This window comes from Ruegeria sp. HKCCA5426, from assembly GCF_013034585.1.
Taxonomy (GTDB): Bacteria; Pseudomonadota; Alphaproteobacteria; order Rhodobacterales; family Rhodobacteraceae; genus Ruegeria.
Map to the genome: position 1 here is coordinate 1 of NZ_WQGH01000011.1, position 16300 is coordinate 16300.

The window sequence follows — 16300 nt, forward strand, 5'->3', positions numbered from 1 at the left end:
AATCGCTGGGCGAGGTCGCCGAATACGCTGGGGCTTCGATCCTGAAGCGGTGAATTCAGCCAGGGTGCGACCTTGATCCAAACTCTGAGTGAGGGGTCGCACGCGCAGGACAGTAATGACGGATACCCTGTATCCGAACCCATGCGCGCGTTGGTTGAGAAGTTCTGCGACAAGTGAGCACATTAAGAAAAGATTACGGTTGCTTAATGTTGCGGTTGGAGCCTTGCATGGAAACCGCCCACGGACCACCTAATCAGGTATCCCATTGGACAAAATCAGAGGCGATCAAGATGAAAAAGGTGGTGTTGACCAGCATTGTTGGCGGATCGTTGTTCTTGGCGGCATGTGGAGCCCCAACAACGCCAACTCAGGCCCAATTACAGCATGACGCGCGCTGTGCTGCGGGTGTTGTGGGCGGTGCCGCACTTGGTGGAGTGGTTGGGAACCGGTTCGGTGGTGGAACAGGCAAGGCTTTGTCTACCGCAGCCGGCGTGGGTTTGGGGATGTATGCAGGCCAAGCGGCCTGCCACTGACGACATTTAGTCGGATGCGCCGCACTGGTTGAACTGATCACCTTAATTGACGCTGCGGGAATGCCTGGTGGCGGGGTCATTCCTTTGAGCAGAGGTCGCGAAGCCCCGTAACAACTAGGGCGCGCGTCCCATACGGACTGCACGCAGAGTATTCCGTCTTATTCCGGTATGCCCGCTTTTTGCAGGCTTGCCAGCCAGATACGTCTGTTTTCAGGGTGATTTTTAGAACCCGCAAATTGTCTTCGCATTGCGGAAATTGACAGTTTAGGGTTGATCTCCAACGCTGCTTTGACGGCCTTCTGTGCCTCCTCAGGCCTGTCCATCTCAGCAAGGGTGGCTGCACTCAGCAAGTGATGGAAAAGTCGCCATGTGTTGCTTGTCGCCACTGCGCCTAACTGTCGGGCGGCGTCCAGCGCCTCTTCGTGACGGTCCAAATGAAAAAGGATGTGTCCTTTGTAGAAATACATGTTCTGCAACATAGGATCGCGGGGGCTTAACCGGAGCGCCATTTCTATCTCGGGCAGGGCGCGATCCTGCATGCGGAACCAATCATAGGTATGGGCAAGTTCCAGCCGGATGCGCGCGTCGTTGGGGTTCAGCGAAACGGCGCGTTCAAGATTTGCGATGGCTGGATCGGTCTCTCCGGTAAAACGGTAGATATAGCCAAGGGCCGCATGTGCTTGCGCATCCTGATCGTCCAACTCGATCGCGCGCTTGGCCGCCTCGGTTGCGGCAATCAGTGTGTCCTGAGGCGTATCCGTCCACTGAAAAAAGAAAATTGTCCCAAACGCACGGGCCAGCAGGCTGTGGGCTGCGGCAAAGCTTGGGTCAACAGCAATGGCATCCTGCGCAAATGCCACCGCGTCCTGCTGCGCCTCTTGCGAAAAGACCGCCTGCCGTGCCCGACCGCGCAGATACAGATCCCACGCGCCCATATCCTCTGTAGGTTTCCCTTGCGACTGCGCCTCGTCGGACTGATAAATCTCGGGCAGTAATTGGCCCGCGATGACCCGGCTGATCTCGTCCTGCAGGTCGAAGATATCGGTCACTTGGCGATCAAAAACCTCGGCCCAGATGGTTTCGGCGCTGTCGACATCAATAAGCTCTCCGCTGACACGCATCTGACCGTCAGCGCGGCGAACGCTGCCGCGAACGACATAACCAACCCCAAGGTCACGTGCGATTTCTATCGGAGTCGCTTGATCTTGTGCGTAAGAGAACATGGTCGCGCTGGACACAACAAACAGTTCCCGGTTGCGCGAAAGATGTGCGATCAGGTCGTCGGTGAGGCCGTCGACGAAGTACTGACCAGTTCTTTCGTCCCCTATATTGTCAAATTGCACAACGGCCAAAGAGGGCTTCCCGGTGTCTGGCAAGCGCTGTCGGTCGGCAAATATGGAAAGCGACAGGATGGCGATTGCCAAGGCCAACAGAACCCCCGCAACAAGAACGCCGCGTTTGGGTGCCTGGACAATGCCCTCAGTCGGGTCATCCGACGTGACCGGGGCTACAAATTGGAACCCACGTTTGGGGAAAGTCTTGATATAGTCAGAGCTTGCCGCCGTGTCGCCCAAGGCCTTTCGCACGGACCGAATGCGGGTGTTCAGCGCCGCGTCCGTTATTGCGGCCCCGTCCCATATCTCATCAATAATTTCTTGTTTGCTGACAATCCTGTTTCGGTTCCGAACGAGAAACTCCAGCAACTGCAAGGCTTGCGGTTCCAGAGACACCGGTTCGCCTAACCGGTGTAATCCCTGCTTGGGATCAAGTTGGAACTCCAGGAAATGGTACATACCGTAACCTACACCCCGGAATGTCCCTGGCTCAACGAAGTTTGGGAATTGTCAGAAGAATGTCAGAAAAAAATCAGGTTCCGATCAAGCCAGGCGAACTCGCCCCGAGTAGCCTTTTCCGAGGCGCCTACTTTTTCCAGCGCCCTAAACGTTGAGGAGAAAAACATGGCACAATTGAAAATGCTTTGCACGGCGGTCGCGGTTGTTTTGGTGGGAGGCAGCGCAGCCGCGCAAACCGAACTGGAGGCCGCATTGGGGAATGGCGCCGAGCGTCTCAAGGCAGATCAGATCGCAGAACTTTTGATTGGACACACGGTCACGGCCACATCCGGAGAGAAGACGTTTCGCTTCTTCTATGACGCGAACAATGTTGTGAGCGGAGAGCTTACGAATGGTGGCTGGAATGGCGCGGGTGCTTTTGCAATTACGGATACTGACAAAGTTTGTGTTTCCATGGCCGCCGACAAGGGGCGTTACCGCTGTATGACGGTGCTGCGCGTCGGCGACTCGGTCCAGAAATTCAATTCGGACGGAAAGAAAACCTTCGAACTGCACAGCTTTGAACCGTCGACCGGTCTCTGAGTCATGGTCTCTTTCTCGCACGATCCCCAAGGTGACCGCGTTTTGATTGACGGATAACGGCCACTTCTGTTGGTTGGGCGTCCTGAAATGTGAATGCTCGATGGCTTACACCGACAAAATACTCGTTGCGTGAAACTGAATAGATGAAAGAATGCTCCAATCGAGACGGGCTGCACGGTCTTGCGCCATTGCCGACGTTTTGAATTGGGATCTGGAACTATTCTGTCTTTTGGACAGTCAAAAGGCGCGAGTGCGCAAGGGGGGGGATTTTGGCGAAAGTTCTATTGGTGGAAGACAACGAAATGAACAGTGATATGCTGTCGCGCCGGTTAGAGCGCAAAGGGTATCAAGTTGTCGTCGCGAAAGACGGGTTGGAAGGTGTATCCATGGCGGGTGCAGAAAGCCCCGACATCATTTTGATGGACATGAGCCTGCCAAAGATTGATGGATGGGAGGCCACGCGACGTATCAAAGCAGCGCCAGAGACAACCTCGATTCCAGTGGTTGCGCTGACAGCCCATGCCATGGCCAGTGACCGCGAAAAGGCGCTGGATGCTGGTTGTGACGACTTTGACACCAAACCTGTCGAGCTTGGTCGTTTGCTTGAAAAAATGGAAAAGCTGCTGTCAGCACCCTAACGAAAAGCCATCTATTCGGGATCAGACTTGCGACCCGATACATAGAACGTTCTGGCCTGGCCTTTTCCTTTTATCCTGACGTCCATGGGATCGGATAGTTCAAAGCGATGCACAACACGCTGTGCGGTTTCTTCTGAGACCTGAATGCGGCCCGGTGCGCCTGTCGATTCAAGACGGCTGGCGACGTTCACGGTATCTCCCCAGACATCGTAAAGGAACCGATGTGACCCGATTATACCGGCAACCACGGGTCCGCTGTGAACGCCAATTCTGATGTTCATGGAAAAATCCATCTCGTGGTTCAGCGCCTCGATCCAAGACAACATCCGATGGGCCATCTCGACGATTACCTCTGCGTGGTCGTTTCGGTGTTCTGGCACTCCTGCCGCAACCATATATGCGTCCCCGATCGTCTTGATCTTTTCGACACCAAGTTCGGATGCAGTTTTGTCGAAGCCGGAAAAAACCCGGTTTAGGTAGTGAACGACATGCGCGGGCGGCAGCTTTGCCGACATCTCGGTAAAACCAACAATATCGGAGAACAGGACAGTGACGTCGTCATGCCGATCGGCGATTGTTGTTTCACCGTCGTTTAAACGGGTCACTATTTTTTGTGGCAGAATACTATGAAGCAGGTCTTTGTATTTCTGCTTTTCTGCTTCCATCTGCGAAAGGTAGTGACGTTCTCGTTCGCGCCACTGGTTTTTCTCTAGCGCGGCGCGGATACGAGCTTGCAACAAGATTGGATTGAACGGTTTAGGCAGGTAATCTTCTGCTCCGACCTCAATACAACGCGCGACGCTTTCGATCTCATCAAGCGCAGAAATCATGATCACCGGGATATCGCGCCAATCATCATGTTCTTTTAGCCGGGTCAGTACGTCGTAGCCGTTGATATCTGGCATCATGAGATCGAGCAGAACGAGATCGAACGGATGTTGGGACATCATTTTCAGCGCCGACTGCCCCCCGTCAGAGGTGCAGACCTCGTGCCCGTCCCGTTGTAGCCGACGGGCCAGCAGATCTCGGTTAGCTTCGAGATCGTCGACGACAAGGATACTTCCGGTCAACGCACCGGTTTCCGCCATCGGAGCGATAGAGCGCATACTTTGCGTAAGGCTTGCAAACATTGCTGCCGCGTCCTGAGGCGTGTCGGGTATGTGTTGGGTCCCGCCGACCGGATTGTCGGACAGTGACGCGAGAATGTCGATTTGATCTAAAAGGGCGTCGGTGTGTTCCAACAGGCCTAGCAAGTCAGATTCCAAATGCCGCGCCTTCAGATCATCCAGATCCTCAAGCAGCATTTCACCGTACCCTTTGATTGCATTCATCGGCGTTCGAAGGTCATGGCGTAGCTGCTTTGTGCCTTCATCCCCGCTGACGGTCAGTTTTACCACCATATCAGGGTGAAGAAGTTGATCGACAAACGCACTCAATTCGCTTGCTGCCGCTGAAATCCGTTTTAGGTCGGTGGTCGTGTCAGTTAGGTCCGAAAGCCCGGCTTCACTTTCCAGAAGTTCGCAAAGACCTACGATGGCGCTGACTGGAGAAATCAGGTTCTGGCGTAGATTTGCCAACCAAACAGCTTGGGTGTTCTGGGCCTGGGATTCTGGTAAGTCACTCACAAATTACGCACCCTCTGAGTGTGGCGTTGGCAGTACTTCGTTCAACTGGCTAAGAATGGTTTCTATTTCATCCCCATCTTTACGGATCAGAGTCTGGACCAAGCCGTTCAGCCGCGTGCGGTCTTCATTGGACAAGGTTTTGGCGGTCACGATGATAACGGGGATTTCTTTCCAATCGGGATTTTTCCTCATCCCCGAAAGAAACTCAAACCCGTCCATCTCGGGCATCATGAGATCCAGCAAAATCACATCCGGCACAGATTCAGAGAGCCGTTGAAGTGCGTCCAGTCCATTAACGGCTGTGGTGATCCGCCAACCCTCCTTTTCAAGAACCCGGCAGATCAATTCGCGCGTAGCTGCTTCGTCCTCTACGATTAACGCGCGTGGGGACGGCAGAGTGGGACAGTGTTCCTTCAGGGCATTCAGCAACTCAACGTTGTCAATCGGTTTGCCTAAGTATTCGCTGGCCCCCAGCGACAGACCCCTTTTGCGATCTTCCGCGAAGGTTAACATGATGACCGGAATATCCGCCAACTCAGGATCGTCCTTCAGTTTTGACAGGACGGCCCAGCCGTCAATGTGGGGCATGAAGACATCCAGCGTGATGGCATCTGGCCGGGCCGACCGCGCCAAATCCATCGCCTCCTCGCCGTTGGTCGAAACAAGAACCCGATATCCTTCCCGACGCAGACGCCGACCCAAAAGATCGTGCACGGTAGGGTCATCATCTACCAACAGAACCAAAGGCGCATTTGGGTCGCTGTTCAAGTCGTTCTCAGGATGGTCGGACTGCAACACGGCATCTGCCGCCGGATCCCGGCAGATACTCGGCAGGCGAATTGTGAACGTCGATCCTGAGCCAAGAGTGCTGTCGCAATGAATGTGACCCCCCAACTGTTCACAGAAGGCTTTCGTGATAGACAATCCCAACCCGGTGCCGCCATAATTCCGGGTGGTAGACGAGTCCGCCTGCGTAAAGGCGTCGAAAATCCTATCCACCTGTTCCGGGGACATGCCGATGCCGTGATCGACAACCGCAAATTCCAGGTGATCCGCGTCGTTCGACTTCATGACCGACAGGGTGATCTTTTCTTTTTCAGTGAATTTGCAGGCATTGGACAACAGGTTCAGTAGGGCCTGCCGGATCTTGGTCAAGTCACAGACCATCTCACCGATATCGTCGGGGCACAAGATTTCCAGCGTGTTTTCGTTCTTCTCTGCCAATGGCTCTACAGTCGCGCTGACGTCTTTGATCATCCGGCGAACGTCGAAAGATTCCAGATCGAATTCCATCTTGCCAGCTTCGATTTTCGAGAGATCCAATACGTCGTTGATAAGCGCAAGCAGGTGTTTCCCGGCGGATTGGATTTTCTTCAAGTCACTCAGGTTCGCCTCGTCGTTTTGATCGATGGCTTCTTCCAGCATCAGCTCGCTATATCCGATAATGGCATTCAAGGGCGTACGGAGCTCATGGCTCATATTCGCAAGGAACGTGCTTTTGGTTTTATTGGCTGTCTCGGCAATATCGCGGGCGACCCGCAACTCGCTCTCAACGCGCTTTTGCCGAGTGATGTCACGACCGTAGATGTTGGCGTATCCTCCTTCGGGAACCGGCCAAAGCAAAAGGGCATAGATCAAATCTCCGCCTTCCTGCTCGAAATCCTGTCGTTTGTCCTCTTCCATTCCTTTGGCGACCCGCTCGCGCCAACTCTTCCCGACTTGATCGCCGACTTTCAAGTTCAACGCATTCATTAAAGGAGCGCTCGCCTTGTTCGCGTAAATCAATTTGCCCTGATCGCTGAGGCGCAAGACCGGGTTCGGGTTTTCCTCTGGTATGCGCGACAATTCACGCATTCGATTTTCAGCCTTAAACTGATCGTCGAGCGCTCTTGTGTTCGCGAGAGATAACTTGATGCCATTGATCGCGCTTTTTCTGGTCAAAAACGTCAGTTGCGTGATGACCAGTACGGTGCCCATCATTGTGAATGTGTTGATATACCATGCCAGCGGGCCCCAAAGAAGCATGGACAACCAAGTTAGAAAAAGAACCGGGCTGGAGAAGCCCCATGATACCCTTAGAGAAAAAGTCGTAGATCCGCCAAACGCTCCGATAAATGCAAACAGATACAGCACCATCTGCTCATGCGGTGCCAGATGGGGCATCATGAAAAAATTGAAGCTGCCCCATCCTGTTCCAAGGATTATCGAAGTGCAGAGGATTACCTTCAATCGCCGCTTGGATATCGCTTTGGGTCGTGGTTTGTGACGCAAAGCATAATAGCTTTTCATCCCCAGAAAATTCATGACCAGCAGTACGATCAAAGATGCAGTTGCAGCCAGCGTCAGGTTCGAGGGACCGATCTGCAAAATAATGACAGCAAAGGCCATCAAGAAAGACAGTCCAAAAATAGGCGTTGTCGACGCAACGTTCAGCGCTTCGTAAATACGCAATTCGTTTTCGTAGTCTTGATCTTGTTCTGTCCGCAAGCGCCTCACCCCCAAAACACTTCGATTTTAGTCACAAGATCAGGTGCAGCCTCAGTCTTGCAAGGATTAACTACGATGTTGAGAAGAATGTGCTCGTTGTGTGTGATCAGACTTTGGGTCTTGGGTGCCGCGTTCTAGTGCACTTTCGTTCCCTCTGCGTGAACCATTTGGCCACGTAAGGTAGCTGGGTCTTGCCCAGCGGGTTCATCAAAGCCAGATCTATGTGAAAAGACGTCGACCGCCTGTGGGTGTCCAGAAGAGAAAGCCGGACGTGCAAAAGACAAGTATTTTCTTTGGCAGGGTTCTCTAGAGGTTTCGCATTTCGCAAAAAGTTACCCCGAACGCGAGGTCCGGGGTCGGGACGTAAAATTATTTGCGACGTCCAGCCGGTTTATCCGGCCACAACGTCCTGCCGTTGAATGCCCAGCCCTTCGATACCCAGTTCCATCTTGTCACCGGGTTTCAGATAAGTCGCAGGATTCTGACCCATGCCAACACCCGGCGGTGTTCCGGTTGAGATGACATCCCCCGGCTGCAGAGACATAAACTGCGACAAGTGCGAAATAACGGTCGCGACGCCGAAATGCATCGTCTTAGTCGACCCGTCCTGATACCGATGCCCGTTGACCTCTAGGTACATCGGCAGGTTCTGCGGGTCTGGTACTTCGTCGCGTGTGACCAGCCAAGGGCCGATCGGGCCGAAAGTGTCTGCGGACTTCCCTTTGACCCACTGACCTGAACGATGTAACTGAAAGTCCCTTTCGGACAGATCATTGATCACACAATATCCGGCCACGTAATCCAGAGCTTCGGCCTCTGAGACATATTTTGCCTCTTTCCCGAAGACGACGCCCAATTCCACTTCCCAATCGGTCTTGACCGAATTGCGCGGGATTTCCACGGTGTCGTTAGGTCCGATGATGGCTGATGTTGCCTTGAAAAAGATTACGGGTTCATCCGGCAATGCCATTCCGCTTTCTGCGGCGTGGTCGGCATAATTCAAGCCAATGCAGATAAACTTGCCCACGTGCCCGACGCACGACCCGATACGTGTGTCCGCGGCAACAAGCGGCAAATTGGCGACGTCTACAGCCCGCAAGCGGCTCAGGCTTTCGTCGCTCAGAACCGGGCCTGAGATATCGTCGACGATGCGTGATAGGTCGCGGATATTGCCATCCTCGTCCAGAATGCCGGGTTTTTCTGCCCCCACAGTTCCGTGCCTCAGCAGTTTCATTTCATGGTTCCTTTCCGTTCAGATGGTCCAACCGCCGTCGACTGCGAATGGTTGTCCCGAGGTATATCTACTGGCGTCACTTGCAAGATACAGCGCAAGCTCGGCTATTTCTTCAGGTGTGCCGATCCGGCCCATCGGTTGCCGCGTGATAAAGTCAGTCATTGCTTGGTCGTAGTCACCCGTTGCGCGCAAACGGTCGTGCAGGCTGGGGCTGTCGACCGTTCCCGGACAAATTGCGTTACACCGGACTCCTTGAGTTGCGAAATCGGCAGCGACGGACTTGGTCAGGCCGATCACGGCCGCTTTTGATGCGCAATAGGCAAACCTGTTCGGGACGCCTTTCATGGATGATGCGACGGACGACATATTGATGATCGACCCGCCACCTTCTTTGAGCATTCCGGGCAGGGTTAGCTGGATCGATCTGAACATTGCGTTGACGTTGAGGTCAAGACTGAAGTCCCACTCCTTTTCGCAGCATTCCAGAATTGATCCGCTGGCAACAAAGCCTGCGCAATTAAACAGAACGTCCAGAATTGGCAGGTTGGCCGCAGCTGTTGCCACGGCTTCATTGTCCGTTACGTCCAGCTTAAGCGGCTCGATGCCGGGAATGGTGCCCAATTCGGCCAGTGAAGCCTCATTGATGTCGCTGGCGATTACACGGGCCCCTTCGGCCGCAAACAATTCGGCAGTTGCACGGCCAATGCCCTGGCTCGCGGCGGTGATCAGGACAGTTTTACCCGAAAGACGAAGGGAGGGTTGCCCGGATGTCATGCGGTTCCTTATAGTTGCTCCGGTAGAAGGGACGTCGGGATGTCCTGATAGCAGACGGGCCGCAAAAAGCGCCGGATGGACAATGTGCCAACCGAAGTTGCGCCAAAATTGGTTGAGGCCGGGTAGGGGCCGCCGTGAACCATGCTATCGCAAACCTCAACACCCGTGGGAAAGCTGTTGGCCAGAAGGCGTCCCGCCTTGCGTTCCAGCAAAGGCAACAGGGCACGGGCGTCCGCCATGTCGTCTTCGTCGAGGTGCAGCGTGCAGGTCAGTTGCCCTTCGATAGAGCGTGCGATCTGTTGCATTTGCGCGGTGTCCTTCACGCGCACGATAATACCCAGCGGACCAAAGACCTCTTCCTGCAACTTGTGGTCGGATAGCCAATCCTCGCCCGAAACGGTGAACAGATAAGGGGCCGCATCGCGGGTTTCGCACGCAGTCCCGATGATTTTGGAAACCCCGGTCCCTGCCGCGACGCGGGACACACCGTCCCGGTAGGCGGCGGCGATCCCGTCGGTCAGCATGGTTTGCTCGGCAACTGCGGACAGGCCGGTTTCGGCAGCGGCCTGAAACGCATCAGCATCGGGGCCATCGACGATGACGGCAATGCCGGGATTGGTGCAGAACTGGCCAGCCCCCATGGTCAGAGACCCTGACCATGCGGTGCCGATCTCTGACCCTCTGGCGGTGGCGGCTTGCGGCAGAACGAACATTGGGTTGACCGATCCCAATTCTCCGAAGAACGGGATGGGTTCGTCGCGTTGTGCACATAGATCAAACAGGGCGCGCCCTCCGGCCAGACTTCCGGTAAAGCCAACCGCACGGATCAATGGATGTTGTACCAGACGAGTGCCGACATCGCGTTTGCCGCCCTGAACCAAAGAGAACACGCCGGGATGAACGCCGGTCGCCTTGATCGCGGCGTCGATGGCCTGCGCGACGATCTCGCCGGTGCCGGGATGGGCCGAGTGTCCTTTGACGACGACGGGGCATCCTGCGGCCAACGCCGCGGCCGTGTCGCCCCCGGCAACCGAAAAGGCCAACGGGAAGTTTGATGCTCCGAATACCGCCACCGGACCCAGCGGGCGCTGGATCATCCGCAGGTCCGGTCGGGGCAGGGGGGCACGGTCGGGCATCGCGGGGTCATGGCGATGGTCCAGATAATCTCCGGCCTCGATGTGATCGGCAAACAGGCGCAATTGCCCAACGGTACGGCCACGTTCGCCCTGCAGCCGTGCTTCGGGCAGGCCGGTTTCCTGCGTGCCGATTTCGGTGATGGCATCCCCGCGCGCGTCAATCTCATCTGCGATCTTGCGTAGAAGTGCGGCCCGCTCGGTGCGAGAGGACCAGCCAAAGGTGGCAAATGCGGTCTCTGCCGCTTCGACTGCGGTAGCAAGCATCGATGAAACGCACCCCCTTCAAGTCATCGTAAACCGTTGGATAGTGCGCGTCGGCCGACGGATTAAACCCAGACCTGGGGGCGAGAATGGTGCTTGCGGCTTGGGTATAGAGATCGTTAGGGGAGCCCTGGTGGAAGGGGCTGATCCAGGAGGCGGCATTTGCTGCCGACGCATCAGCCATTTTGTCAAAAACTCTGGAATCGAGCTTTCAGAAAATGTGCGAATCGGAAGGTGCCTTTACGTGCCGTTATGCGGTTTCCAACAACGCATCGGAAAGCGCGTGTTCCGAAAGGGTGCCCGGTGCGCCAATTGCGACGAGCCTTGTTTCGGGTTTTCGGCTGCCCCACGCCCCATCCCGTGCGATGTCCATACGCTTTCCGACGACTTGTACAAGGATGCGATGATCCGGATCCTCTTGGCTGAAGACAAAACCCTTCAGGCGATAGACGTCGCCGGGAAGCTTTCGAATAGCACTTCGAAGAGATGACAGGCTTATCGGGTTTTCAACTTTCATCATGGTCGTCGAAAAACTGTCTGAATGATCAGCGTGACGACAGCCGCAGTCGGGGCCATGTTCATGATGATCAGGTATTTCCGTTTCGAGTTGTTCTGCCGCAAAGCGGCCAACGGAAAGAAGTATGTCCAGTGGCACGTTCGCATTGACGGCTTCGACCAGACGATATCGACGGAAACGAGAGCCAAGCCAATCATGCACCTTCTGAACTGTGGCCCTGTCGACAAGATCGACCTTGTTCAAAATAACCATGTCGGAAAATGCGATTTGACGGAGCTTCAGTTCCATCTGTTCCGGCGCGGCAAATAATTGTTCCGCATCAACAAGACACATAAGGCTGTCCAGGCGGATCATGTCCCGGAACCGCTGATCTGTAAACGTCATCGCAATTGATGACGGGTCCGATACGCCACTTGCTTCGAGGACGATGTATTCCGGTTTCTCAGGCCGGGCGAGAACGGCTTCCACAGTCTCAATCAGATCATCCCGGATCGAGCAGCAAACGCAGCCATTCGCCAGACTCATCACATCATCTTCAAGGCCAACAACGAGATCAGCATCGACGTTGATGGATCCAAAGTCATTCACCAGAACCGCGACCCGCAGCCCGTGATTGCCTGTCAGGATACGGTTTAATAGTGTTGTCTTACCGGCCCCAAGAAAGCCGGTAAGGATCGTAACAGGGATTGCGGATGCCGAACCGAATTCGATCATGTCGTCACTCCGCCTTTTTCTTGCGGTTTGGGATGACGTCATCGACCTTGATGACGAAATCGCTGGGCCATTCTGGATTAGGGGCTCGGAAAACGTCGGCTGGATAGTATTCCTTGGGATCAATCTCCATATCGCGGTATTTCTGATCCTGCTGTTCCGCCCGTGATGATCGTGGTGCCGGTGGTTTGATTTCATCCGGCAAGGTGATCCTGCCTTCGGCTTCCATTTTGCCCAATTCGCGGAATGGCGCGACCGAGCCGGATTTCCCCGGAAGCGTTGCCTTCCGATACCAGATTGCATCCTTTGTGACGTTCACGACGGCGACATCCAAACCCCAGGCGAATAGCCCGTCATAGTGGGCCCGGATTCCTGCCAGCATCTCGGCATCAATGTCCTCGTCCTGCGTATAGTGGGTCACCATTGCAAGCCGTGGGCGCGCCTCAGCCATCATCTTACCGACCGCATAGTGCGAGGTGTGGTGGGTATCGATTGTGTAGTTGAACAGCTCTTGCGGCAGGCCGTATTTGTAGGTCATCAACTGACCGATATCCTGACCGGACATTTCGGTGACAAACACGTCGACGCCTTTGCCGTACTCAAGGCTCAGTTCATCGGGACGGCCATCGCCGGTCCAAACAAAGCTCAGGCCGTTCCAATCCAGACGATAGCCGACCGCACCGTCCTTAGCATGGCTGCGCGGCCAGGACCGAACCGTAACGCCGTCTTCGTCATAGACAATGCCGCCTTCCTGACGGAAATCGAATTCATTCACGTCGATCTCGTACCCGTCCCCGATTGGGAAGACGTCAAATGCCTCCAGATGCCATTTGAGCATCTGTTGCATGCCTTTTACCATTCCGGCAGTACCAAGTTCGGGCGTCCGACCAGAGGGGCCGTGAATGCGCAGCGGTGTGTATCCACCAGACCAAGCCCGGAACGGGTAGATGTACGGAATATCCGCGTAGTGATCGACATGCAGGTGCGTGATGAAGATGTCATTGATCAACTGACCCGGAATCTGCATCCCGATGATGTTGCGAACGCAGCCCGATCCGAAATCGAAGAAGAACCGTTTTCCATTGCCCAATTCCACCATGATACATGTCCCGGCCTGATCTTCACGGGGTGGAAATGGAGTTGAACCACAGAATGAAATCCGCATCTCGTCAGGCCCGAGTTCCTCGGACAGCGGGAAATAGTTCGCGTTCGAGCCTGTCATGTATTTCGTGGGGCGAAAATACTCTGGCAAAGTGATGCCCCCGGCAGGCCTGCCGCCGTAAGGGTTTTTAAGGGTTTCACCCAGTGGTCCATTGCCTTGGTGCGCTTGCGCTTCGCCTGTACCGTAGCTGACCGCTCCGGTTGCGACTGCACCTGCGGCCAACCCCTGCATAACGTGTCGCCGCGAAGGGTTTTCGATTTCGTCAGATTGCTGGTTCGGATTGTTCTTAATATCTTTGCTGTTGTCTTCTTTTGTCATGGCCATGCCCTCAATTGGAAATGCTGCGAGGATCGCGCTTCACCATCCTGCGAAGCTCGTTCACGAGTTCAGATTTGATGTGGGCCCATTCCGCGCGCTCTGAGGCTGTGATGGATACGTCATCCAATTGCGTCGAAACCTTCCGTAGGTCTTCGATGACTTCTTTCAGCAACGCATCCGCTTTGATACGCCCTGAAAGCACTTCGGAAAGTTCTGGTATCTCTTCAATCAGATCCACCGCCACTGGATAAATCCCGGTTCCCACTATCTATTCTCACATCCAGATGAGTGTGGTTGACCGCATCGGCCAAGTGAGTCACCGTGAGTTGGGGGTGAGTTTGCCTTGAACACAGTCAATGATTTGCAGATAGATCAAGATGTTGGGCAGCCTTCGCCGGATCTTGTCCGCGAAGCACTCGCGCGTGTTGTATCAAGCGAAGAGTTTCAGGCTTCGCCCCGCCTCCAGCAGTTTCTTACCTACGTTGTCGAGGAAACTATCGCGGGTCGCGGCCCCCAGATTCGGGGTAAAGCAATCGCTGTCGAGGTCTATGGGCGCCGCATTGACGGTTCTGGCGGTCAAAACCTTGTTCGTGTCGAAGCCAGACGGCTGCGTCGATTACTGCGTGAGTACTATGACGACCACTGGGATGGTACCGGCGTTCAGATATTTGTCGATCCTGGCGGCTACAAACCTCGATTTTCGTACGAGGCCCCGCCTGAAGATCGCACCGAAATTGTTAGAACGCGCAAAGGTGCTGCGCGGCGTTCCTGGCGCGCATTGCTTTTCGGATTTGGGGCTCTCGCTTCTGTCGCTGGCCTTGGGATTTGGCTCGGCTGGGAACGCAACGAGTCTATGCCAACATCCAATTCCAGAGAGCAAGCGGAACGAGCCGCACTTGGCGAGCAGTCTTTGACGCGATTGCAGGCGTCTAACCTTGCGGATCAGGCGCGCGGCATGTTTTTCCCCGTCTTTGACGCCGAACGTCAGCGGATCGCACTAGGAATGTTCCAGCACGCGACCGAACTCGACCCTGCGCTGTCCGACGGATACGCCGGATCGGCGCAGGTCTTGGCAACTCTGGCATTGTTGTCACCGGATGAAGCGCAGAGAGAAGACCTTATTGGACAAGCTTCGAAAATGTCAGGGCAGGCGCTTGAATTATCCCCAACTGATGCGTGGGCGAATGCTGCAAATGGATGGGTATTGGCTGTCAGCGGTCGGTCAAACGACGCTTTGAAATATGCGAGGATTTCGATCGAACTGACCCCAATGGACGGCCATGTATTGGATCTTGTTGGAATAACGGCAATTGTTGCCAATGCGCCCGAGCTTGCAGCCCAAGTCAGCAACCCCGAGAGGCCCCGAACGGGATCTGGTCGATTTGGCGCAAGAAACATCTGGGGGGTCTCGCAGCTTATGCTCGGGAATTACCAAAGTGTTGTCGAAGCCTTTCAAGGCGCGCCAGCCGCTGGCGCACCTGTCAGTGCCCCTTCATTGCTGTTTCAAGCTGTTGCGCAAAACAAGTTAGGAAACTCAGAGTCTGCGCGACAACTCGTTACCGAAATGCGAAAGACGTGGCCCGAGTTTCCTTACGAATTTCTCACCAACAGAATCTTTCCAAATGCTGGTGCGACCCGAAATTCAATATTCGAAATACTAGAAGTGTATTGACCAATTTGGTTGCAAGAACCCCGCTCACGGACGTGTCAGGTCAAGCTTTAGCCTATCCGACAAATAAGGATTGTCTGAACGGGACTTCTCATATCCGGCCGGATCTATTTGCGCCGAGATCAGCGCAGCTTTGTCTTGGGGCGCAAAGGCCAGTTTCTGCCCGTCTGGGGCCACAATCGAAGACATGCCCTGATAGCCAAAGCTATCATCGGCACCCGTATGGTTGGCATAGACAATAAAAACCTGGTTTTCGAACGCGCGCACGGGGATCACATGTTGGGTAATGAAAGCGCCAGCAGGCCCTTCGGCCATCGCGGTTGGAACGATAATCACCTGTGCGCCCGCTTGTGCCAGCCTTCGGGCATTTTCCGGAAATTCGACATCGTAACAGATCAGAAAGCCTAGTTTCAGGCCGTGCATATTGGTCAGGATCGTTGACCGCTCGGGCGTGTCAAAAATCCCTTTCTCATAATCGCCATAAAGGCAGTATTTTCGATAGATCAGCGGCGTGTTCGGTTCATCGCTGTTGATGATGACGGCGCTGATATAGCGCCGGTCACCGTCAGCTTCCGGGAAGCCGGTGACAAGGCTGATGCCGAGGTCGTGCACCAATTGCTGCAGTTTTTGCACCCAAGGCCCATCCTTTGGCTGCGCCAACGTCCGCAGTTCTGCCCCACGCCCATATCCGGAAATGGCCAACTCGGGCGCGACCAGCAGATCGGAGCCCTCTGCCTTGGCATCGCGCATGGCCTGTTCCAAACGGGTCAACCGGTCTTGGGGGGTGCCGCCCGCCTGCATCTGAAATGCGGTGATTTTCATGGTCGGCCCCATGTCGTGGTGCAGTTGGATCAAAAATT

At 54.9% G+C, this 16300-nt stretch carries 14 protein-coding genes; 4 read left to right on the forward strand and 10 right to left on the reverse strand.

Going from position 1 to position 16300, the window contains the following annotated elements; genetic code table 11:
• The first annotated feature begins 227 nt into the window (after positions 1 to 227).
• On the forward strand, positions 228 to 533 hold the full coding sequence (locus tag GOV87_RS16565; RefSeq protein ID WP_254447401.1) for a hypothetical protein: 306 nt from the start codon (positions 228 to 230) through the stop codon (positions 531 to 533).
• 158 nt (positions 534 to 691) lie between these two features.
• On the opposite strand, the gene GOV87_RS16570 is transcribed toward GOV87_RS16565, so the two are convergent.
• Complete coding sequence (locus GOV87_RS16570; RefSeq protein WP_171212506.1) at positions 692 to 2326, reverse strand: winged helix-turn-helix domain-containing tetratricopeptide repeat protein; 1635 nt, start codon at positions 2324 to 2326, stop codon at positions 692 to 694.
• A 165-nt stretch (positions 2327 to 2491) separates the two neighbouring features.
• Between GOV87_RS16570 and GOV87_RS16575 the strand changes: the two genes are divergently transcribed.
• The gene (locus GOV87_RS16575; RefSeq protein ID WP_171212507.1) at positions 2492 to 2908 is read left to right on the forward strand and encodes a hypothetical protein; all 417 of its coding nucleotides are present in this window, start codon (positions 2492 to 2494) and stop codon (positions 2906 to 2908) included.
• A 269-nt stretch (positions 2909 to 3177) separates the two neighbouring features.
• Complete coding sequence (locus GOV87_RS16580; protein WP_171212508.1) at positions 3178 to 3546, forward strand: response regulator; 369 nt, start codon at positions 3178 to 3180, stop codon at positions 3544 to 3546.
• A gap of 11 nt (positions 3547 to 3557) precedes the next feature.
• Here the strand turns inward: GOV87_RS16580 and GOV87_RS16585 are convergent, their stop codons facing one another.
• From GOV87_RS16585 to GOV87_RS16620, 8 genes are all read right to left on the reverse strand, one after another.
• Positions 3558 to 5171, reverse strand: a complete 1614-nt coding sequence (locus GOV87_RS16585; RefSeq protein ID WP_217360884.1) for an adenylate/guanylate cyclase domain-containing protein — start codon at positions 5169 to 5171, stop codon at positions 3558 to 3560.
• A 3-nt stretch (positions 5172 to 5174) separates the two neighbouring features.
• A complete protein-coding gene (locus GOV87_RS16590) occupies positions 5175 to 7658 on the reverse strand; it encodes a hybrid sensor histidine kinase/response regulator (protein WP_171212509.1) in 2484 nt (827 codons plus the stop codon).
• Between the two features lie 391 nt (positions 7659 to 8049).
• Positions 8050 to 8892 (reverse strand): fumarylacetoacetate hydrolase family protein, encoded by an 843-nt coding sequence (locus GOV87_RS16595; protein ID WP_171212510.1) that lies wholly within the window; start codon positions 8890 to 8892, stop codon positions 8050 to 8052.
• 18 nt (positions 8893 to 8910) lie between these two features.
• Complete coding sequence (locus tag GOV87_RS16600; protein ID WP_171212511.1) at positions 8911 to 9666, reverse strand: SDR family oxidoreductase; 756 nt, start codon at positions 9664 to 9666, stop codon at positions 8911 to 8913.
• Between the two features lie 8 nt (positions 9667 to 9674).
• Positions 9675 to 11066 (reverse strand): aldehyde dehydrogenase (NADP(+)), encoded by a 1392-nt coding sequence (locus GOV87_RS16605; protein WP_254447402.1) that lies wholly within the window; start codon positions 11064 to 11066, stop codon positions 9675 to 9677.
• 247 nt (positions 11067 to 11313) lie between these two features.
• Complete coding sequence (locus GOV87_RS16610) at positions 11314 to 12294, reverse strand: GTP-binding protein (RefSeq protein ID WP_171212512.1); 981 nt, start codon at positions 12292 to 12294, stop codon at positions 11314 to 11316.
• A gap of 4 nt (positions 12295 to 12298) precedes the next feature.
• Positions 12299 to 13771, reverse strand: coding sequence for a guanitoxin biosynthesis MBL fold metallo-hydrolase GntH (gntH, locus tag GOV87_RS16615; protein WP_171212513.1), 1473 nt, complete (start codon positions 13769 to 13771; stop codon positions 12299 to 12301).
• A 10-nt stretch (positions 13772 to 13781) separates the two neighbouring features.
• Positions 13782 to 14015: a hypothetical protein gene (locus GOV87_RS16620; RefSeq protein WP_171125552.1), complete on the reverse strand. Its 234-nt coding sequence runs from the start codon at positions 14013 to 14015 to the stop codon at positions 13782 to 13784.
• Positions 14016 to 14114: 99 nt separating this feature from the next.
• Here GOV87_RS16620 and GOV87_RS16625 point away from each other — a divergent pair, with 99 nt between their 5' ends.
• On the forward strand, positions 14115 to 15443 hold the full coding sequence (locus GOV87_RS16625; RefSeq protein WP_171212514.1) for a hypothetical protein: 1329 nt from the start codon (positions 14115 to 14117) through the stop codon (positions 15441 to 15443).
• 24 nt (positions 15444 to 15467) lie between these two features.
• On the opposite strand, the gene GOV87_RS16630 is transcribed toward GOV87_RS16625, so the two are convergent.
• A complete protein-coding gene (locus tag GOV87_RS16630) occupies positions 15468 to 16262 on the reverse strand; it encodes a carbon-nitrogen hydrolase family protein (protein WP_171212515.1) in 795 nt (264 codons plus the stop codon).
• Positions 16263 to 16300 lie beyond the last annotated feature (38 nt).